This window comes from Pseudomonas sp. SORT22 (genome assembly GCF_018417635.1).
Classification (GTDB): Bacteria; Pseudomonadota; Gammaproteobacteria; order Pseudomonadales; family Pseudomonadaceae; genus Aquipseudomonas.
The window spans coordinates 1,751,045-1,770,449 of sequence record NZ_CP071007.1; the positions used below are offsets into that span (position 1 = coordinate 1,751,045).

Consider the following 19,405-nt stretch of genomic DNA (forward strand, 5'->3'; position numbering starts at 1 on the left):
CCCGTGGATGAAAAGCTTGATGACCGGGCTGCTGGCGGCGTTCGCCCTGACAACAGGGGCGGGCGCGCAGGCCATGGGGCCGTTTCAGGTGTATGAACAGGCGCTGCGCAAGGACCCGGTGTTCCTCGGCGCGCTCAAGGCCCGCGACGCCGGGCAGGAAAACCGCGCCATCGGCCGCGCCGGCTTGCTGCCAAACCTGTCGTACAACTACAACAAGGGCCGCAACGATTCCAAGGCCCGTTACCTGGGCGATTCGCGGCGCGAAGATGAAGACCGCCACTACAACAGCTACGGCTCGACCTTCATCCTTCAGCAGCCGTTGCTCGACTACGAGGCCTACGCCAGTTACCGCAAGGGCGTGGCCCAGGCGCTGTTTGCCGATGAGGAGTTTCGCGGCAAGAGCCAGGAACTGCTGGTGCGGGTGATGACCAGCTATACCCAGGCGCTGTTCGCCGACGACCAGATCAGCATCAGTGTCGCCAGCAAGCAGGCCTATCAACAGCAGTTCCAGCAGAACCAGCAACTGTTCCAGCAGGGCGAGGGCACCCGTACCGACATCCTCGAAGCCCAGGCCCGCTATGAGCTGGCCGACGCCGAGGAGATCCAGGCCCGTAACGACCAGGACGCCGCCCTGCGCGAGCTAGGGGCGCTGATCGGCGAGCCTTCGGCGCGCATCGACGAGCTGGCGCCGCTCAACGACGGCTTTGCCCTGCTGGCGCTGCAACCGGCGACCTACGAGGCCTGGCATGAGCTGGCCCTGGCCAACAACCCGCAACTGGCGTCCCAGCGCCAGGCCCTGCAAGTGGCCGGATTCGAGGTGGAGCGCAACCGGGCCGGGCACCTGCCCAAGGTCACGGCTTACGCGACTTCTCGGCAAATGCAGTCCGACAGTGGCAACACCTATAACCAGCGCTATGACACCAACACCATCGGCATCGAAGTCAGCCTGCCGTTGTTTGCCGGGGGCGGGGTGTCGGCGGCCACCCGTCAGGCCAGCCGCAACCTGGAGCAGGCCGAATATGAACTGGACGGCAATACCCGTACCACCCTGATCGAGCTGCGCCGCCAGTACAACGCCTGCCAGTCCGGCGTCAGCCGCCTGCGTGCCTATCAGCGCGCGCTGACTTCGGCCGAGGCGCTGGTGCAATCGACCCGCCAGAGTGTGCTGGGTGGCGAGCGGGTCAACCTCGATGTGCTCAATGCCGAGCAGCAACTGGCGACCACCCGCCGCGACCTGGCCCAGGCCCGCTACGACTATTTACTGGCCTGGATCAAGCTGCACTACTACGCCGGGACCCTGCGCGAGGAGCACCTGGCGAGGGTCGATGAAGCCTTTGTGCGCCGTTAGGCGATACCCGGGCGCACGGCGCGCTGGCGTTCAGCCAGGCCCCAGACCAGCAGGGCCAGGGCGCCGATGCTCAGGCCGGCGATGACGATGCCGTCCCAGCCATAGCGCTGGAACAGCTGCGTGCCGAGCAGCGAGCCGAGGGCGCCGCCGATGAAGTAGCAGGTGATGTAGCCGGCATTCAGGCGGTTGCGCGCTTGCGGACGCAGGACAATCACCGCGTTCTGGTTGCTCACGTGCACCAGTTGCACCGCCAGGTCGAGCAACAGCACGCCAACCAGCAATGCCGCCAGCGACGACTGCGCAAAGGCCAGCGGTACCCACGAAAGCAGCAGTACCAGCAAGCCCACCGTGGTGCCCAGCGGGCCTTTGCCGCGGTCGGCCAGGCGCCCGGCCCAGTTGGCCGACAGGGCCCCGGCGGCACCGGCCAGGCCAAACAGGCCGATCACTGCGTCGGAATAGTGGTAAGGCTCGGCCGACAGCAGAAAGGCCAGCGGCGTCCAGAACAAGGCGAACAGGCTGAACGACAACAGCCCCAGCAGCGAGCGCAAGCGCAGGATCGGCTCGTCGACGAACAGGCGGAACACCGAGCCGAGCAGCGCCGGATAACTGAGCCCAGCGTGCTGGTGACGCTCGGGCAGGGCACGGAACAGGGCGATCGCCGACAGCCCCATCAATCCTGCCGCCAACAGGTAGATGCTGCGCCAGCTACCCACTTCAGCCATGAAGCCGGCAGCCGTGCGCGCCAGCAGGATGCCCAGCAGCAGCCCGCTCATCAGCGTGCCGACCACCCGCCCGCGTTGCGCCGGATCACTCAGGCCCGCCGCCATCGGTACCAGCACTTGGGCGACCACCGAAAACAGGCCGGTGAGGGTGGTGCCGATCAGCAGCCATATCAGGCTTGGCGAAAAGGCGCTGATCAGCAGGCCCAGGGTGCTGATGGCAATCATGCTGACGATCAGCTTGCGTTGTTCGAACAGGTCGCCCAGCGGTGCCAGCAGCAACAGGCCGGCGCCGTAGCTCAGTTGTGCGGCCATGACGATGGCCCCGGCGCTGGCGGTGGTCAGGCCGAAATGCTCGGCGATGCTGTGCAGCAAGGGTTGTGCGTAGTAGTTGCTGGCGACCGCGAGGCCTGTGGCAGTGGCCATCAGCAAAATCAGGCCGCGGCTCAGGGGGTGGGTGGCAGAGGTCATGGACCGTCTCTAATCAGTGGCAGTTGGAGGTGACAGTATGGGAAATGCGCTAGCATGACGCCAATGTATCGTTTTCATTCTATCCATCTTGAAAATAGATCGATCCATGAATCTCAAGCAGATTGAATATGCCTTGGCGGTAGTCGACACCGGCAGCTTCACCCGCGCCGCCGAGCGCTGCCATGTGGTGCAGTCGGCCTTGAGCCATCAGATTGCCCGGCTGGAAGAAACCCTCGGCGTCAGCCTGTTCGAGCGTAGCTCGCGGCGCGTGCGCCTGACGCCTGCGGGGGAAGCTTTTGTGCAAAGCGCGCGGCCAGCACTGGAGGCGACTCGAAGGATTGCCGAGGATGTTGCCGCCGCCTGCGGTGAAGTGCGCGGGCAATTGTCGATCGGCGAGATCACCTCGCTGACCGAGCTGGACCTGGTCGATCTGCTGGCTGATTTTCATGCCCAACATCCACGGGTGGACATCCGCTGGCTGATGGCCAAGAGCGAGTTGCTGATCGCCGACGTGCGCGAGCGACGCCTGGACGTGGGTTTTATCGGAATCTGGCCGGGCGAGCGGCTGGAAGGCGTCGAGTACCGCCTGCTGGCCGAAGAAGAATTGGTGGCGGTGATGGCTGTCGAGCACCCTTTGGCAGGCAAGATTCGCTTGTCCCTGGCCGATCTTGAAGCCCAGCCGCTGGTGGATTTTCCCGCCGGTAGCGGCGCGCGCCGGCAAACTGACGAAGCCTTTGCTGCCGCCGGAGTGCGCCATCGGGTGCAGTTCGAAATGACCAACATCCGCCTGGTGGAGAAATTCGCCAAGCGCGGCCTGGCGATCGGCCTGGTGCCGGCGCGAATTGCCAACGGCTTCAATGGCGTGGCGTCGGTAGCGGTTGAGGATGCGCCGGTGCGTCACGTTTATGCGATCTGGTCGACGCACCCGACCCCGGCCGCCAGGGCCTTCGTCCAGTTGATTGAACAGCGCCTGGCCGACAGGGACGGTCATTGACTGGCCTCAGGCCGCGAAGCCGCCATCGATGCTCAGGCTTGCGCCAGTGATGTACGCCGCCTCCGGGCCGGCCAGGTAGGCGACGAAGCTGGCGATCTCATCGACGTGGCCGTAGCGACCCACCGCCATCAAGCCCATCAGGCTTTCAGCGAACTCGCCCTGGGCCGGGTTCATGTCGGTGTCCACCGGCCCCGGCTGGACGTTGTTGATGGTGATGCCCAGGGGGCCGAGGTCACGGGCCAGACCGCGGGTCAGGCCGACCAGCGCCGACTTGCTCATGGCATAGGGGCCGCCACCGGCGAAGGGCATGCGCTCGGCATTGGTGCTGCCGATGTTGATGATCCGCCCGCCCTGGCCCATGTGCCGGGCAGCGGCCTGGGTGGCGACGAAAACGCTGCGCACATTCACCGCCAGGGTACGGTCGAAGTCTTCCAGGCTGAAATCCGCCAGGGGCCCGACGGCCAGTACCCCGGCGTTGTTGACCAGGATATCCAGGCCACCGAAGGCCTCGACGGTGCTTGCCACAGCTTGCTGCACGGCGCTGGCATCGGCGCTGTCGGCCTTGATTGCCAGGGCCTTGCCGCCGTCGGCGATGATGCTCTGCTGCAAGGCATCGGCCTGGGCCGTGGCATTGGCGTAGGTGAAGGCGACACTGGCGCCTTCGGCGGCCAGGCGTTTGACGATGGCAGCGCCGATACCGCGCGAGCCACCCTGGATCAGGGCTACTTTACCGTTGAGGCTGGATTGGGTCGACATGCTGTGCTCCCGAAAGAACAAGGCCGGATGCCTTGGATGGGGCCCAGTATCGGCCGCTGATTACCCTGCCGGTAGCCAGTAATCGCTATAGTCTGTGTAAACCAGAAGTATGGAATCGCCGCGATGGAGTCGTTCAGCAGTATCGAGTGTTTTGTCCGCAGCGCCGAGGTCGGCAGCTTTGCCGAAGCCGCGCGGCGCCTGAGCCTGACCCCGGCGGCAGTGGGCAAGAACGTCGCCCGCCTGGAGGCACGTCTGGGTGTGCGCTTGTTCCAGCGCAGTACTCGGCGCCTGACCCTGACCGAGGCCGGCCAGCGTTTTCTCGGTGAGGTAGCGGCGAGTTTCCAGACCATCCAGTACGCCGTGGCTAACCTTGCCAGTGCCGAAGGGCAGCCGGCCGGTACCCTGAAAGTGAGCATGGGCACGGTGTTCGGCCGTCTGTACATTGTGCCGTTGCTGGCTGAGTTCCTGCGGCGCTACCCGGCCATCAGCCCCGATTGGCATTTTGATAACCGCCAGGTCGACCTGATTGGCCAGGGTTTCGATGCGGCCATTGGCGGCGGCTTCGATCTGCCGCAAGGCGTGGTGGCGCGCAAGCTGACTCCGGCGCACCGGATTCTGGTAGCGGCGCCGGCCTACCTGCAGCAGCATCCGCCGATCACCCAGCCTGGCGACTTGCACGCACTCGATGGCATCCTCATCCGTTCGCCGCAAACCGGGCGCGTGCGCTCCTGGCCGCTGACCAGCCGCGAGCGGGAACAAAGTCCGTTGAGCCTGCGCCTGCGCATGACCATGAGCGATTCGGAAGCCGCCTGCGCGGCAGCGGAGCAGGGCCTGGGCGTGGCGCTGGTGAGCATGCCATTTGCCGTGCCATACCTGCAGGCCGGGCGGCTGCTGCGAGTGTTGCCGGGCTGGTATGTGGACGACGGCAACATCTCGCTGTACTACGCCGAACACAAACTGTTGCCGGGCAAGACCCGGGCCTTTGTCGATTTTATCATCGAGCAGTTTGCCAGCCAGGGGTTGGCGCAGCGCTTTGATGCCTTGGGATCTTTGTGAAGGCGCAGCCTTCCTGATCACAGAACCTTGAGGATGAAGTAACGCTGGGGCACGCCGCCGAGCACCAGGCTGACCTCATCCTCTTCGACCTTGCCGAGCAGGCCCTGACCCAGTGGCGAGCGCGGGGTGATCACCGTGACCAGGTGCTCGCCCTGGCCAATCTTCAGGCCCGCGCCTTCGGGGCCGAGGAATAACTGCTGGCAACTGCCGTTCTCGGCCTCGAGGGTCACCAGGTTGCTGACCTGGATGCCGCGTTGCGGGTCATAGTCGCGCAGCAGCAACTGCTGGTACGCCGCCCGCGCCTGGCGGATCTCTTCCATGCGCCGGGCTTGCCCGGTGGCCAGGTACGAAGCCTCAAGGCCCAGGGTGTCGTACTTGTTCTCGGCGATGTTCTCTTCGGCGGTGGCCGCTTCATAGGCGGTTTGCGCCGCGCGCTGGGCGACGTCCAGGTCGAAGGTCAGGGTATCGATGATGCGTTGCAACAGGTCGGCTTTGTTCATGGTGTCAGTTGCAAAATTCCAGGACATGGGCGCGACTTTTTTCCGTGGGCAGGTTGCGGTTTTGCTGCAGCCAGAACTGGCACTTGGGGTTGGACAGGTTGCGCATGCTGCCTTGTGCCTGTTCTTCGGCCTGCTGTACCTGCTGGTTGCGCAGGATCTGCTGGTACTGCTCGAACATCTGCTGTTGCGGGTCTGCCGCCGGCGGGGGCGCCGGGGCGATGGCAGGCGGCGCAAGCACCTGGCCGATCGGCGGCACCGTCGCAGGCAGCAGGCGCCCGGCCAGCCACAGGCTCAGGGCGATGGCCACGGCGCCAAGCCACAGGCCCAGGGCAATGCACAGGATCAGTTGCAGCGGCTTGAGGGCGATCTTCAGTTCGCGAGGGCGGGGCATGATGGCCTCCTGGCCAGGACACGGGTGGCCATTGTCGCATGGTGCAGCAGGTTTTTTACCTGCCATGCTTTTGTCTGCGATGATTTACCCGGACAATCGGCGTTTTTTCACGGGACCAGCGATGAAAACGCACTGGGACATCTTCTGTTGTGTCGTCGACAACTACGGCGACATCGGCGTGACCTGGCGTCTGGCCCGGCAATTGGTGGCCGAGCAGGGCCTCGCGGTGCGCCTGTGGGTGGATGACCTGAAGGCGTTCGTGCGTATCTGCCCCGAAGGCCGGGCCGATGCCGTCCAGCAATGGCAGCACGGCGTTGATGTGCGCCAATGGCCTGGCGAGTGGCAGGACACGGCGGTAGCGCAGGTGGTGATTGGCGCGTTCGCTTGTCAGTTGCCGCCCGCTTATGTGCAGGCGATGCTCGATCAGCCACGTGCGCCATTGTGGCTGAACCTGGATTATCTCAGCGCCGAAGACTGGGTCGAAGGCTGCCATGGTTTGCCGTCGCCCCAGGCCAATGGCTTGCGCAAGGTGTTTTTCTTTCCGGGCTTCACCCGCAAAACCGGCGGCTTGCTGCGTGAGGCAAACCTGCTGTCACAGCGCGACGCGCTCCAGCAGGACCCGGCTGCACGCAAGGCATTTCTGCAGGGCCTGGGCGTAACGCCAGAAAACAATGCCCGGCTGATTTCGCTGTTCGCCTACGAAAACCCCGGCGTGGCCAGTTGGCTGGACGTGCTGGCCGCCGACAGCCGCCCCAACCACCTGTTGGTACCCGAAGGGCGCGTGCTGGGTGACGTTCAGGCCTGGCTTGGCGAACAGGCGCTGAGCGTGGGCAATATTGCCCGGCGCGGTGCGCTGACCGTGCAGATCCTGCCCTTCGTCAGCCAGGACGATTACGACCGGCTGCTCTGGTGCTGCGATTTCAACGCGGTGCGTGGCGAAGATTCTTTCGTCCGTGCGCAGTGGGCGGCACGGCCGCTGCTCTGGCATATCTATGTGCAGGAAGAATACGCCCACTGGGAAAAACTCGAGGCGTTTCTCGACCTGTACATCCTGGAATTGTCCGCCCCGGCGGGGGCTGCGCTGGTGCAATTGTGGCGAGCCTGGAACATGGACAGCGACATGGGGCAGGCCTGGCAACAGGTGCTGGCGCACTGGGACGAACTGGACCGGCATGCCCGCCGCTGGAGCGCAGTACAGGCCGCTCAGCCGGACCTTGCCGCGGCGCTGGTACAGTTTTACCGAAATTGGCTATGATATGCGGCCTCGATTTTTGTAAATCCATCCAAATTCGGATATATCGCAATGAAAACTGGTAAAGAACTGAAACCCGGTACCGTGATCCGTATCGACAACGATCCATGGCTGGTTCAGAAGGCTGAGTTCACCAAGTCGGGCCGTAACAGCGCGATCATGAAAACCAAGCTGAAGAACCTGCTGACCGGCTACAAGACTGAAACCGTCTACTCGGCCGACGACAAGCTGGACGACGTAATCCTGGATCGCAAAGAAGCGACCCTGTCGTTCATCAACGGCGACACCTACACCTTCATGGACACCACTGACTACACCATGTACGAGCTGAACGCCGAAGACATCGAGGCCGTTCTGCCGTTCATCGAAGAAGGCATGGAAGACGTCTGCGAAGCCGTGTTCTTCGAAGAGCGCCTGGTTTCGGTTGACCTGCCAACCACCATCGTGCGTCAGGTTGACTACACCGAAGGTTCCGCTCGCGGCGACACTTCGGGCAAGGTCATGAAGCCTGCCAAGCTGAAGAACGGCACCGAGCTGAGCGTTGCTGACTTCATCGAAATCGGCGACTGGATCGAGATCGACACTCGCGAAGGCGGCTCCTACAAGGGCCGTGCCAAGGTCTAAGCCTGGTATTCCTGCGCAATCGAAAAACCCGGCCTTGGCCGGGTTTTTTTATGCCTGGGGTTTTATCACTCAGACAGTCACATGCAGGCGTACATCGACATTGCCACGGGTGGCATTGGAGTACGGGCAGACCTGGTGAGCGGCGTCAACCAGTGCTTGCGCCTCAGCCTGGTCCAGGCCCGGCAGGTTGATGTTCAGGTCGATATCCAGACCGAAGCCACCCGGAATCTGGCCGATGCCGACCTTGGCAGTGATCGAGCTGTCAGCAGGCAGGGCCTTTTTCTGCTGGCCGGCGACAAACTTCAGGGCGCCGATAAAGCAGGCCGAATAGCCGGCGGCAAACAGCTGTTCGGGGTTGGTGCCGTCACCACCGGCGCCGCCCAGTTCCTTGGGGGTGCTCAGCTGGACTTCCAGCTTGCCGTCGCTGGAGCTCGATTTACCGTCGCGGCCACCGGTGGATGTGGCTTGGGCAATGTACAGCGGAGTGACTTTTTGCATGATGAGCCTCGCTTGTGAGTGGCGCCGCGGCGCTGAGTGGGTACGGAAATTAAATTAGCGCGCAATTATTTAGTGCGCAAGATAATTTTTCGGCTGACCTACGAACGGTCATCTACCAGCATAGCCCTCAGAGGCTTTTTTGCAGGTTGGCGCGCAGTTCCAGCAAGTCGGCCTGCAGCTTTTGCAGGCGTTGGAGGTTCTCGCCACTGGCGGCGAGGATGCAGTGCGGCACATCCTTGGCCCGGGCTTGCAAGGCGCGGCCCTGGTCGCTCAACTGCACCAGCACGACCCGTTCATCTTCACGGCTGCGGGTACGCTTGAGCAGGCCTTCGGCTTCCAGGCGCTTGAGCAAGGGAGTGAGCGAGCCTGGATCGGTGAGCAGGCGCTGGCTTATCTCGCCGACGGTCAGGCCGTCCTGTTCCCACAGCACCAACATCGCCAGGTATTGTGGGTACGTCAGCCCAAGCTTGTGCAGCAGCGGCTTGTAGACCTTGGTCATCAGCAGCGAAGTCGAATGCAGAGCAAAGCACACCTGGTTATCCAGGCGCAGTTCGTCGCAGGGAGCGGGCGCTTTCGGGTCGGCGTTCATGCACATCCTTTCATGGGTTGAGTCCTTTAAATTTAGCACGCAAGTAATTAGCGCACTTACTGCCAGCGCAGCTCGCTTTGCAGCGCCAGGTCCCATGGCGGGATCGGGCTGAAGCGGCTCTTGAGGAATTCGAGCAGCAAACGGCTGCGAGAGTTCGTTTCATGTTCCAGGCGCAGGGCATAGATGCCACTGCTTTCGGCGCCGGGCAATCCGTTGTCACAGAATAGCGGCAGCAATTCGCCGCGCAGCAGGTACTCGCTGATCAGCCAGGTGGGCAGGTGGGCGATGCCCAGGCCGGCGAGGGCGCCGAACAGCAGGGTTTCGGCATTGTTGGCACTCATGCGCATGCGCGTCGGGCGGTACAGGCGCATCTGCCCCTCGACCGCGAAGCGCCAGGCGAAGGGCGGGGCCAGGCCGTCCCAGTCCAGGCCATCGTGTTCAGGCAGTTCAGCCGGGCTGGCGGGAATGCCGCGCTGGGCCAGATAGCCGGGGCTGGCGCAGGCAATGCGCACCATATAGGCCAGCGGCGTGGCCACCAGGCGAGTGTCGGCCAGCGGGCCGGCGCGCAGTACCAGGTCGACTTCGCCCAGGTGCGCGCCGTGCAGGTCGACGAAGCTGTCGATCAGGCGCAGTTGTACGTCCAGGCCGGGATAGGCAACGAGGAAATCGGCGATGGCCGGGGCCAGGTGGCGGCGGCCGAAGGCGGCCGGGGCGTCGATGCGAATCAGGCCTTCCGGGGCATTGCTCAGCGACACCGCTTCAGCCCGGGCCAGGCGCAGTTCTTCGACAATTCGCCGGGCGCGCTCGGCAAAGGCATTGCCCGCCGGCGTCGGCCTTACCGCATGGGTACTGCGCACGAACAGGCGGCTGCCGACTGCGCTTTCCAGGCTATCGATACGCCGTGCCACCGCCGAAGGCGTCAACGGATGACGCCTGGCAGTAGCGGAGAAGCTGCCGGTTTCCAGCACATCGAGAAACAGGCTGAGTTGTTCGGTCAGGGCGTCGGGGTTCATGGCGGCAGATCTGCTTTTGCGTAAATGGCACAGCCATTGTGCGTTGCTGTGCGTTTCCCCGCTAGCGCCAGCTCGGTAGCATGCAGCGCTTGGCACTTAAGAGAGACAGCAATGATCGAGTGGGCGATATACATAGCGCTAGGCGCGGCACTGGGCACCGTAGGCGGGTTGTTCGGCATTGGTGGCGGGCTGATCGCGATTCCGGCGTTGGGGGTGCTGTTCGGCCTCGACCAGCAACTGGCCCAGGGCACGGCGTTGGTGATGGTGGTGCCCAACGTGCTGTTGGCACTGTGGCGGTATCACCAGCGCAATCGCATTGAGCTCAGGCATGCGCTGCCGCTGGCGGCGAGCAGCTTTGTGTTTGCCTGGCTGGGCTCGATCTGGGCGGTGGGCGTCGATGCCCAGGCCATGCGCTTTGGCTTCGTGCTGTTTCTGGTGGCGCTGGCGGCCTGGAACCTGGCGCGGATGTTCATGCGCACGGCGCAGCCATCCAGTGAACTGCGCCAGCCCTGGCCGTGGCTGGGCGTGCTGGGCAGCGGCGCCGGGGTGCTGGGCGGCTTGTTCGGGGTCGGCGGGGCGGTGGTGGCAACGCCGGTGCTGACCAGCGTTTTCGGCACCACCCAGGTGGTTGCCCAGGGTTTGTCGCTGGCGTTGGCGGCCCCGAGTACGGCCGTTACTTTGCTGACTTATGGTCTGCATCAACACGTGCAGTGGAGCATGGGCATCCCGCTGGCGATCGGTGGCCTGCTGAGCATCAGTTGGGGTGTGAAACTGGCTCACGCCCTGCCGGAAAAAGTCCTGCGTTCGCTGTTCTGCGGTTTTCTGGTGCTGTGCGCGGTAATGCTCGCGTTCAAGATCTGAAGCCCTCGATGATGTAGTCGGCCAGGCAGTCTGTCATTTCCGACTGCGTGGTGCGATTGCGCAGCAGCATGATGCTGGCGGTGGGCAGTGGGGGCAGGCCTTCGGCCTCGCCGATGATCTGCAAGTCGCTGGTGATCAGGCTCTGCAATTGCGCGGTGACCGCCAGGCCGGCGCTGACCACGGCCATGATCGCCGCGGTGCTGGCGCTGGTATAGGCGATCCGGTACTCCTTCTCGATGGCATCCAGGGCGTTGCAGGCCCAGGTCCGGCAGTAACAATCGCAGTTGAACATCGCCAGCGGCAGCGGGTTGTGCTCATGCGGGCAGAAGCCCTGGGCCTGCACCCACACTGCGCGCTCGCGGCGCAGCAACTGGCCGATTTCGTTGCCAGGCTCGCGAGTGACGATGGTCAGGTCCAGATCCTGGCGTTGCATCAGCTGCCGCGAACTTTCGCAGTGCACCTCGACCTGCACCAACGGATAGGCCTGGGCAAAACTTGAGAGGATGCCTGGCAAAAAGCGCATGGCGTAGTCGTCCGGGGTGCCGATGCGCACCACCCCGACCATGTGCGGCATGCGCAGGGTATTGAACACCTCGCCGTGCAACTTGAGGATCCGCCGGGCATAGCCCAGCAGCACCTGGCCCTCGGCGGTCAGGCGCACCTGGCGGCCATCGCGCTCGAACAGCTGGCGCTGGATGATGTCCTCCTCCAGGCGTTTCATCTGCATGCTCACCGCCGACTGGCTACGGTTGACCACTTCGCCGGCACGGGTGAAGCCGCCGTGTTCGGCGATGGCGACAAAGGTGCGCAGCACGTCGGAATCGATACTCTGGTACTGGGACAAGGCATCAATCTCCTAGATGTATTACATAAGAAACATTCGTTGGATTGATCTTATGCTCGAGCTGACACTGTCGTCATCCCAACAGGAGGGTAAGACGATGAAAGGTCAGAAATCGCTTGTTCTGCAGTACTCAACGTCCCAGCACAGCTGGATCTACCAGCTCACCCAAGGGGCGGCCCAGCAACTGCTGCGTTGGCGCCAACTGCGCCGTGAGCGCCGCGAACTGGCGCGCCTGAGTGACGCGGCGCTGGACGATATCGGCTTGAGCCGCGCCGATATCCTGCGCGAGGTGGAGCGCCCGTTCTGGGATGATCCGCTGAAAAAATGAGTCGCATCATGGCGGTGCCACGACTAGTGTAAGTGGGCTTGTTCACAAGGAGCCGGGCATGCCCACCACACAGTCGCTTTCCCTGGCCCAGGCGCGCCGCCTGGCGTTGTCGGCTCAAGGCTTCAACAATCGGCAGGCGAGCCCGTCGCTCGGTGCCGCGCAACTTAGCCGGATGATTGAGCGCCTGGGTGTGGTGCAGATCGATTCGGTCAATGCCCTGGTGCGTTCGCACTACCTTCCGCTGTTTTCCCGCCTCGGCAGTTATCCACAGGCGCTGCTCGATCAGCTGGCCTGGGGGCGCAACCGTCAACGCAAACTCTTCGAATACTGGGGGCATGAGGCCTCGCTGTTGCCGCTGCAGCTGTATCCACTGCTGCGCTGGCGCATGGAGCGTGCGCGCCAGGGGCAGGGGATCTATCAACAGCTGGCGCGTTTTGGCCGCGAGCAGCAAGCGACCATTGCCCGGGTGCTGGCGGCGGTGACCGAGCACGGCGCCCTCGGCGCTGGCAGCCTGTCGACCCGCCAGGAGCGCGCTGGGCCCTGGTGGGACTGGAGCGCGGAGAAGCACGCGCTGGAATGGCTGTTTGCCGCAGGGTTGGTCAATGTCGCCGGCAGGCGCGGGTTCGAGCGCTTGTATGATTTGCCCGAGCGGGTACTGCCGGCTGCATTGCTTGAGCAACCACCACTGCCGGAGGCCGACGCTCAGCGTGGGCTTTTATTGCATGCCGCACAGGCGCTGGGCGTGGCCACCGAGAAGGACCTGCGCGACTACTTTCGCCTGGCCCCCGGCGACAGCCGCGCACGCCTGGCCGAACTGGTCGAGGAGGGGCAATTGCAAGCCTGTGCGGTACAGGGCTGGACGCAAGCGGCGTATTGCCTGGAGGCGCCAAAGGTGCCGCGTAAAGTGAGCAGCAGCGCCTTGCTTTCACCCTTTGACTCGCTGGTCTGGGCGCGTGAGCGCACCGAGCGGCTGTTTGACTTTCGTTACCGCCTGGAGATCTACACGCCGGCGCCCAAGCGCGTGTACGGCTATTACGTGTTGCCGTTTTTGCACAACGAACGGATTGCCGCGCGGGTCGACCTGCGCGCCGAGCGTGCCAATGACTGCCTGGCAATCCACGCGGTGCACGAAGAGCAGCCGGGGCTGGATGACGCGGGCATGCAGGCCCTGGCCGACAACCTGCAGCGCATGGCCAGTTGGCTGGGCCTGGCCGAGGTGCAGTTGCACTGCCCGCGCGCCAGCGCCGCACGCTTGCGCGTGGCGCTGGCCGCTGGCCGCGTTAGCGACGCACTTGCTTGAGGGTTTCGGCGATCAGGAACGCCAGCTCCAGCGACTGATCGGCATTCATTCGCGGGTCGCAATGGGTGTGGTAGCGGTCGCAGAGGGCGTCTTCGGTGATGGGGCGTGCGCCGCCGATGCATTCGGTGACGTTCTGCCCGGTCATCTCGATATGAATGCCGCCGGCATGGCTGCCTTCGGCCTGGTGCACCTGGAAGAACTGCTTGACCTCGCTGAGGATCTGGGCGAAATCGCGGGTCTTGTAGCCGCTGCTGGCCTTGATGGTGTTGCCGTGCATCGGGTCGGAACTCCACAGCACCTGGCGGCCTTCGCGCTCGACGCTGCGAATCAGCGCCGGCAGGTGTTCGCCGACCTTGTCGGCGCCCATGCGCACGATCAGGTTGAGGCGGCCGGGGTCGTTGCTGGGGTTGAGCACGTCGATCAGGCGGATCAGCTCTTCGGTGTTCATGCTTGGCCCGACCTTGACCCCGATCGGGTTGTTCACCCCGCGCAGGAACTCGACGTGGGCGCCATCGAGCTGACGGGTGCGATCGCCGATCCAGAGCATGTGCGCCGAGCAGTCATAGTAGTCGTTGGTCAGGCTGTCGCGGCGTACAAAGGCCTCTTCGTAGTTCAGCAGCAGCGCTTCGTGGGCGGTGAAGAAGCTGGTTTCCCGCAGCTGTGGCGAGCTGTCCAGGCCGCAGGCACGCATGAATGCCAGGGTTTCGTCGATGCGGTCGGCCAGCTGGCTGTATTTTTCTGCCAGCGCCGAGTTGGCGATGAAGTCCAGGTTCCACTTGTGCACCTGATGCAGGTCGGCAAAGCCGCCCTGGGCAAAGGCGCGCAACAGGTTGAGGCTGGCGGTGGACTGGTGGTAGGCCTGCAGCAGGCGCTCCGGATCGGGGATCCGGCTTTCTTCGTCGAAACCGATGCCGTTGACGATGTCGCCACGGTAGGCCGGCAGGGTGACGCCGCCAATGGTCTCGTCGCCCGCCGAGCGCGGCTTGGCGAATTGCCCGGCCATGCGCCCGATCTTGACCACCGGGCAGCCGGCGGCGAAGGTCATGACAATGGCCATTTGCAACAGGACCTTGAAGGTGTCGCGAATCTTGGCTGCGGAAAACTCGGCGAAGCTTTCGGCGCAATCACCGCCCTGGAGCAGGAAGGCCCGGCCCTGGGTGACTTCGGCAAACTGGCGGCGCAGCTCCCGCGCTTCACCGGCGAACACCAGCGGCGGATAGCTGGCCAGGGTCTGCTCGACCTTGAGCAGATGGGCAGCATCGGGGTAGCTTGGTTGCTGCTGGATCGGCAGGGCGCGCCAGCTGTCAGGACTCCAGGGGTGGTTCATTGCGGGCTCGATCTGTTCGGAAAGGGGCTGTCTGCCATGTTAACAGGTGGCGCATGCCTTGTTGCACTGGCGCTATTGACAGACAATGGCGGTTTTTGCGCGATACGGCGGCGTCTGCCGGGAGACAGCATGACAGTGGAACGGGTAGAGCGACTGCTGGCCCAGGTGCAGGACCAGTACGGCACCATCAGCGTGCTGGAAGTCGACGACTATCGCTTTCTCGAATTTGGCGAGGCGATCGAGCAGAGTTGCGTGTTCACCGCCGACCCGAGCTGGCTGGAGTACGACTACACCCGTGCCATGCTGATCGGCGCGCTGGCTCACGCCGAGCCCGAGAGCGCGTTGTTCCTGGGGCTCGGTGCCGGCACCCTGACCCAGGCCTGCCTGAAGTTCCTGCCGCTGGAAGACGTCGAAGCCATCGAGTTGCGCCCGGATGTGCCGCGCCTGGCCATCGAGTACATGGGCCTGGATGACGACCCGCGCCTGTACATTCGTATCGGCGATGCCATGGAACTGCTGGAGACGGCCGAATCCGCCGACCTGATCTTCGTCGACCTCTACACCGACCACGGCCCGGGGGTCGCGCACCTGGCCTGGAGTTTTCTGGAAAACTGCCAGAAACGCCTGAACCCTGGTGGCTGGCTGGTGATCAACCAGTGGGCCAGCGACGACGGCAAGCCACTGGGTGCGGCGCTGCTGCGCGGCCTTTATCATCGGCATTACTGGGAATTGCCGGTCAAGGAGGGCAATGTGATCCTCATGGTCCCGGCTGACCTCGACCAGCAGCTCGATCTGCCGGGCCTGACCGCGCGGGCCGAGGCGCTGGCGCCGCAACTGGGCTACTCGTTGCAACCGCTGATCGGTGCGATTCGCCCGGCGTCCTGAGGCGCGTCACTGTGTCACTGGCGGAAAATCGATTCAGCCGCCAGTGTCGTCCACTTTCCGGGCCCGCCGTTACGTGGCCTGGCGCTGGTGTGTTTCATGAAAAAAATCTCCCGTGAATGGCGAATTCAGGTATAGTACGCGCCGGTCTTTCACCGGACCTCGTTTAAGGTGTGCAATTCCCCGAAGCCAGCTTCGGCTGCGCGTCCGCACTGCGGACTCTCCTTGACGTTCCTTTTTTTCTTCAATCGTTTTCGCAAATCCCCGCCGACAAAGCTGCCAGGGTGACCTTCGGGTCTTACAAGGCATGTGCAGCTTTGGAGCATGGGTCTTTGCGGATGCACTTAGAGGCAGACCCATGACCCAGGAAACCGGCGGCTTCGCCGCTCTCGAACTTCATCCGAGCATTGTTGCTGCAGTGCTGGCTACCGGCTACGAAGAGCCGTCCGCCATTCAGCAGCAATCGATCCCGATTATTCTCGCTGGTCACGACATGATCGGTCAGGCGCAGACCGGCACCGGTAAAACCGCTGCCTTCGCTCTGCCAATCCTGCACCGCATCGACCCGAGCAAGCGCGAGCCGCAAGCCCTGATCCTGGCGCCAACCCGTGAGTTGGCGCTGCAAGTAGCCACCGCTTTTGAAACCTACGCCAAGCAAATGCCGGGCGTAACCGTGGTGGCCGTATACGGTGGTGCCCCGATGGGCCCACAACTGAAAGCTATCCGTAACGGCGCGCAAATCGTCGTTGCTACCCCGGGCCGTCTCTGCGACCACCTGCGTCGCGACGAGAAAGTCCTGGCAACCGTCAACCACCTGGTGCTCGACGAAGCCGACGAAATGCTCAAGCTGGGCTTCATGGATGACCTCGAAGTGATCTTCAAGGCCATGCCGGAAAGCCGTCAGACCGTACTGTTCTCGGCCACCCTGCCTGCATCCATCCGTGCCATCGCCGAGCGCCACCTGCGCGAGCCGAAGCACGTCAAGATCCAGAGCAAGACCCAGACCGTTACCGCTATCGAACAAGCCCACCTGATGGTCCACGCCGACCAGAAGGTTTCTGCTGTCCTGCGTTTGCTGGAAGTGGAAGAGTTCGACGCGCTGATCGCCTTCGTGCGTACCAAGCAAGCCACCCTGGACCTGGCCAGCGCCCTCGAAGCCAAAGGCTACAAAGCCGCTGCGCTGAACGGTGACATTGCCCAGAACCAGCGTGAGCGCGTCATCGACTCGCTCAAAGATGGCCGCCTGGACATCGTCGTCGCTACCGACGTCGCTGCCCGTGGTCTGGACGTACCGCGCATCACTCACGTGTTCAACGTCGACATGCCGTACGACCCGGAGTCCTACGTTCACCGTATCGGCCGTACCGGCCGTGCCGGTCGCGAAGGCCGTGCGCTGCTGCTGGTTACCCCGCGCGAGCGTCGCATGCTGCAGGTGATCGAGCGTGTTACCGGTCAGAAGGTTGCTGAAGTTCGCCTGCCGAACGCCCAGGCCGTTCTCGATGCGCGCATCAAGAAGCTGACCAACAGCCTGGCGCCGCTGGTTGCTGACGCCGAGTCGACCCACGGTGATCTGCTTGATCGCCTGACCGCCGACATCGGTTGCAGCCCGCGTGCCCTGGCCGCTGCCCTGCTGCGCAAGGCTACCAACGGTCAGGCCCTGACCCTTGAAGCGGTCGAGAAAGAGCAGCCGCTGGTTCCGACCTACACCCCGCGTGAGCGCACTGGCGATCGTCCGGAGCGTGGCGAGCGTGAGCGTCGTGCACCCATGCCGCTGGGCGAAGGTCGTGCGCGTTGCCGTACCGCGCTGGGCGCGCGTGACGGTATCGCCGCCAAGAACCTGCTGGGCGCGATCCTCAACGAAGGCGGCCTGGCCCGCGAAGCGATCGGCCGCATCCAGGTGCGCGACAGCTTCAGCCTGGTCGAGCTGCCGGAGGAAGGTCTGGAGCGTCTGCTGACCAAGCTCAAGGACACTCGTGTTGCCGGCAAGCAGCTGAAGCTGCGCCGCTACCGCGAAGACTGATCCGCGAGCGATAAAAAAATCCCCGACTGGTTCGGGGATTTTTTTTGCCTGTACGAGGTGATGTGTTGGCTTGACCCGCGATCGGTCGCAATCCAGCGACAGGATCAATCGAACCGGTAAATATCCATCCCCAGCGCCCCCAGCGTAAACCCCTGATGGGCAATCCCGAATCGCCCGCCCGCACCCCGGGCGAAATACAGCGGCAACAGGTGCTCATCACTGGGATGATTGCGCACGGCAAACGGCGCCTGCTGGCGGTAGTCGTGCAAGGCGGGGGTGTCATCGGCTACCAGCTTGTCGATTATCCAGTCGCGAAACGCCAGGGCCCAGGGCTCGACGCTTTCGGGTCCAGCCTGCCAGTCGAGCTCGCGCAGGTTGTGGGTAATGCTCCCCGAGCCAATCAGCAGGATGTTGTCCTCGCGCAATTGCGCCAGCGCCTTGCCCACCTGCTCCTGCAACTGCGGGCCCATCTGACTTGGTAGAGACACCTGTACTACGGGGATGTCGGCTGCCGGGTACATCAACGACAGCGGCACCCACACGCCATGATCAAACGGGCGCTTGGGGTCGAGGCGCGCGGCTAGCCCGGCATCTCCCAACAGGCCGATCAAGCGCTCGGCCAGTGCCGGCTCGCCAGGAGCGGGGTACTGAACGGCATACAGGGCGGCAGGAAAGCCACCGAAGTCATGCCAGGTTTCTGGTTGCGGGTGGCTGCTGACCCACAGCTCGCGGCTCTCCCAGTGCGCCGAGACCACCACAATGGCTTTGGGCCGCGGTAGCTCTGCGGCCAGGCGCGTCAGGGCCGGGCCGCTGGCACCGGGCTCGAGGGCGAGCATGGGCGAGCCGTGAGAAATAAACAGGCTGGGCAGCATGGAGAGGGTCCTGGCGGTTAAGATGGGTCCATCTTCCGGCAGATCATTGATCTGATTCCAATATAAGTTTTCGCATAATCTGATCGAATAATTCGAGGTATGCCATGCAGGCAGAGTTCTGGCACAAGCGTTGGGCAGACAACCAGATCGGCTTTCATCAGCGCCAGGTCAACGGCGACCTGCAACAGTACTGGCCCAGCCTGGGCCTGGCGCCCGGCAGCAAGGTGCTGGTGCCGTTGTGTGGCAAAAGCCTCGACCTGGCCTGGCTGGCCGGGCAGGGCCATCAGGTGCTCGGCATCGAGCTGTCCCAGCGGGCGGTGGAGGATTTCTTCAACGAACAGCGGTTGACGCCCGAAGTCGGCCAGCGGGGCGCGTTCAAGACCTATCGCAGTGGCAACCTGCAGCTGTGGTGTGGTGATTTCTTCGCCCTGAGCGCCGAGGATATCGCCGACTGCACCGCGCTGTATGACCGGGCCGCAGTGATTGCCTTGCCGCCTGCGTTGCGCCAGCGCTATGCCGCGCTGCTCAGTGGCTATCTGGGGTCCGAGTGTCGGGGGCTGTTGATCACCATGGATTACGACCAGGCCCTGCTGCCGGGCCCGCCCTTTGCGGTGGTTGATGCCCAGGTGCGGCAACTGTTCGCTGACTGGCAGCCGCATGAGCTTGAGGCGCGGGATATTCTCGCCGAGAGCCCGAAGTTCGTTCAGGCCGGGGTGCCGATGCTATTTGAGCGGGTGTACCGCCTGCAGCGCTGAAATGC

At 63.7% G+C, this 19,405-nt stretch carries 21 protein-coding genes; 11 read left to right on the forward strand and 10 right to left on the reverse strand.

Annotated features, from left to right (window positions below):
* Positions 1-7: 7 nt before the first annotated feature.
* Complete coding sequence (locus JYG36_RS08230) at positions 8-1,348, forward strand: TolC family outer membrane protein (RefSeq protein ID WP_213603548.1); 1,341 nt, start codon at positions 8-10, stop codon at positions 1,346-1,348.
* Here JYG36_RS08230 and JYG36_RS08235 read toward each other — a convergent pair.
* Entirely contained in the window at positions 1,345-2,538 is a 1,194-nt protein-coding gene (locus JYG36_RS08235; RefSeq protein WP_213603549.1) for an MFS transporter, read from the reverse strand. The two genes, JYG36_RS08230 and JYG36_RS08235, sit on opposite strands and share 4 nt — an antisense overlap.
* Before the next feature lie 106 nt (positions 2,539-2,644).
* Between JYG36_RS08235 and JYG36_RS08240 the strand changes: the two genes are divergently transcribed.
* Complete coding sequence (locus JYG36_RS08240) at positions 2,645-3,532, forward strand: LysR family transcriptional regulator (RefSeq protein WP_093380517.1); 888 nt, start codon at positions 2,645-2,647, stop codon at positions 3,530-3,532.
* Positions 3,533-3,538: 6 nt separating this feature from the next.
* Here JYG36_RS08240 and JYG36_RS08245 read toward each other — a convergent pair whose 3' ends face one another.
* Positions 3,539-4,288 (reverse strand): 3-oxoacyl-ACP reductase family protein, encoded by a 750-nt coding sequence (locus tag JYG36_RS08245; protein WP_213603551.1) that lies wholly within the window; start codon positions 4,286-4,288, stop codon positions 3,539-3,541.
* A gap of 123 nt (positions 4,289-4,411) precedes the next feature.
* On the opposite strand from JYG36_RS08245, the gene JYG36_RS08250 reads away from it, so the two are divergent.
* A complete protein-coding gene (locus JYG36_RS08250) occupies positions 4,412-5,344 on the forward strand; it encodes a LysR family transcriptional regulator (protein ID WP_045195247.1) in 933 nt (310 codons plus the stop codon).
* Between the two features lie 17 nt (positions 5,345-5,361).
* Here JYG36_RS08250 and JYG36_RS08255 read toward each other — a convergent pair whose 3' ends face one another.
* Complete coding sequence (locus JYG36_RS08255) at positions 5,362-5,844, reverse strand: GreA/GreB family elongation factor (protein ID WP_123567219.1); 483 nt, start codon at positions 5,842-5,844, stop codon at positions 5,362-5,364.
* A 4-nt stretch (positions 5,845-5,848) separates the two neighbouring features.
* Positions 5,849-6,235, reverse strand: a complete 387-nt coding sequence (locus JYG36_RS08260; RefSeq protein WP_213603553.1) for a hypothetical protein — start codon at positions 6,233-6,235, stop codon at positions 5,849-5,851.
* A 121-nt stretch (positions 6,236-6,356) separates the two neighbouring features.
* Here JYG36_RS08260 and earP point away from each other — a divergent pair, with 121 nt between their 5' ends.
* Together earP and JYG36_RS08270 are read left to right on the forward strand one after the other, a co-directional pair.
* The gene (earP, locus tag JYG36_RS08265) at positions 6,357-7,490 is read left to right on the forward strand and encodes an elongation factor P maturation arginine rhamnosyltransferase EarP (RefSeq protein ID WP_213603555.1); all 1,134 of its coding nucleotides are present in this window, start codon (positions 6,357-6,359) and stop codon (positions 7,488-7,490) included.
* Between the two features lie 48 nt (positions 7,491-7,538).
* Entirely contained in the window at positions 7,539-8,111 is a 573-nt protein-coding gene (locus JYG36_RS08270) for an elongation factor P (protein WP_038994110.1), read from the forward strand.
* A 69-nt stretch (positions 8,112-8,180) separates the two neighbouring features.
* Here JYG36_RS08270 and JYG36_RS08275 read toward each other — a convergent pair whose 3' ends face one another.
* The 3 genes from JYG36_RS08275 to JYG36_RS08285 form a co-directional block, all read right to left on the reverse strand.
* Positions 8,181-8,609 (reverse strand): organic hydroperoxide resistance protein, encoded by a 429-nt coding sequence (locus JYG36_RS08275; protein WP_213603557.1) that lies wholly within the window; start codon positions 8,607-8,609, stop codon positions 8,181-8,183.
* A gap of 127 nt (positions 8,610-8,736) precedes the next feature.
* On the reverse strand, positions 8,737-9,198 hold the full coding sequence (locus tag JYG36_RS08280) for a MarR family winged helix-turn-helix transcriptional regulator (RefSeq protein WP_093380528.1): 462 nt from the start codon (positions 9,196-9,198) through the stop codon (positions 8,737-8,739).
* Positions 9,199-9,254: 56 nt separating this feature from the next.
* A complete protein-coding gene (locus JYG36_RS08285) occupies positions 9,255-10,211 on the reverse strand; it encodes a LysR family transcriptional regulator (RefSeq protein ID WP_213603559.1) in 957 nt (318 codons plus the stop codon).
* A 111-nt stretch (positions 10,212-10,322) separates the two neighbouring features.
* Between JYG36_RS08285 and JYG36_RS08290 the strand changes: the two genes are divergently transcribed.
* Positions 10,323-11,072 (forward strand): sulfite exporter TauE/SafE family protein, encoded by a 750-nt coding sequence (locus JYG36_RS08290; RefSeq protein WP_213603561.1) that lies wholly within the window; start codon positions 10,323-10,325, stop codon positions 11,070-11,072.
* Here JYG36_RS08290 and JYG36_RS08295 read toward each other — a convergent pair.
* The gene (locus JYG36_RS08295) at positions 11,062-11,916 is read right to left on the reverse strand and encodes a LysR family transcriptional regulator (RefSeq protein WP_213603563.1); all 855 of its coding nucleotides are present in this window, start codon (positions 11,914-11,916) and stop codon (positions 11,062-11,064) included. The two genes, JYG36_RS08290 and JYG36_RS08295, sit on opposite strands and share 11 nt — an antisense overlap.
* Before the next feature lie 97 nt (positions 11,917-12,013).
* On the opposite strand from JYG36_RS08295, the gene JYG36_RS08300 reads away from it, so the two are divergent.
* On the forward strand, positions 12,014-12,244 hold the full coding sequence (locus tag JYG36_RS08300) for a DUF1127 domain-containing protein (protein WP_123567225.1): 231 nt from the start codon (positions 12,014-12,016) through the stop codon (positions 12,242-12,244).
* Positions 12,245-12,302: 58 nt separating this feature from the next.
* On the forward strand, positions 12,303-13,544 hold the full coding sequence (locus tag JYG36_RS08305; RefSeq protein WP_093380539.1) for a winged helix-turn-helix domain-containing protein: 1,242 nt from the start codon (positions 12,303-12,305) through the stop codon (positions 13,542-13,544).
* Here JYG36_RS08305 and JYG36_RS08310 read toward each other — a convergent pair.
* Positions 13,525-14,871, reverse strand: a complete 1,347-nt coding sequence (locus JYG36_RS08310) for a class II 3-deoxy-7-phosphoheptulonate synthase (protein ID WP_093380541.1) — start codon at positions 14,869-14,871, stop codon at positions 13,525-13,527. The two genes, JYG36_RS08305 and JYG36_RS08310, sit on opposite strands and share 20 nt — an antisense overlap.
* A gap of 129 nt (positions 14,872-15,000) precedes the next feature.
* On the opposite strand from JYG36_RS08310, the gene JYG36_RS08315 reads away from it, so the two are divergent.
* Both JYG36_RS08315 and JYG36_RS08320 read left to right on the forward strand, forming a co-directional pair.
* On the forward strand, positions 15,001-15,756 hold the full coding sequence (locus JYG36_RS08315; protein WP_045195222.1) for a spermidine synthase: 756 nt from the start codon (positions 15,001-15,003) through the stop codon (positions 15,754-15,756).
* Between the two features lie 355 nt (positions 15,757-16,111).
* A complete protein-coding gene (locus JYG36_RS08320; protein WP_036996503.1) occupies positions 16,112-17,773 on the forward strand; it encodes a DEAD/DEAH box helicase in 1,662 nt (553 codons plus the stop codon).
* Positions 17,774-17,877: 104 nt separating this feature from the next.
* Here JYG36_RS08320 and JYG36_RS08325 read toward each other — a convergent pair whose 3' ends face one another.
* Positions 17,878-18,645, reverse strand: coding sequence for a DODA-type extradiol aromatic ring-opening family dioxygenase (locus JYG36_RS08325; protein ID WP_093380543.1), 768 nt, complete (start codon positions 18,643-18,645; stop codon positions 17,878-17,880).
* A 104-nt stretch (positions 18,646-18,749) separates the two neighbouring features.
* On the opposite strand from JYG36_RS08325, the gene JYG36_RS08330 reads away from it, so the two are divergent.
* Entirely contained in the window at positions 18,750-19,400 is a 651-nt protein-coding gene (locus tag JYG36_RS08330) for a thiopurine S-methyltransferase (protein ID WP_213603568.1), read from the forward strand.
* Positions 19,401-19,405 lie beyond the last annotated feature (5 nt).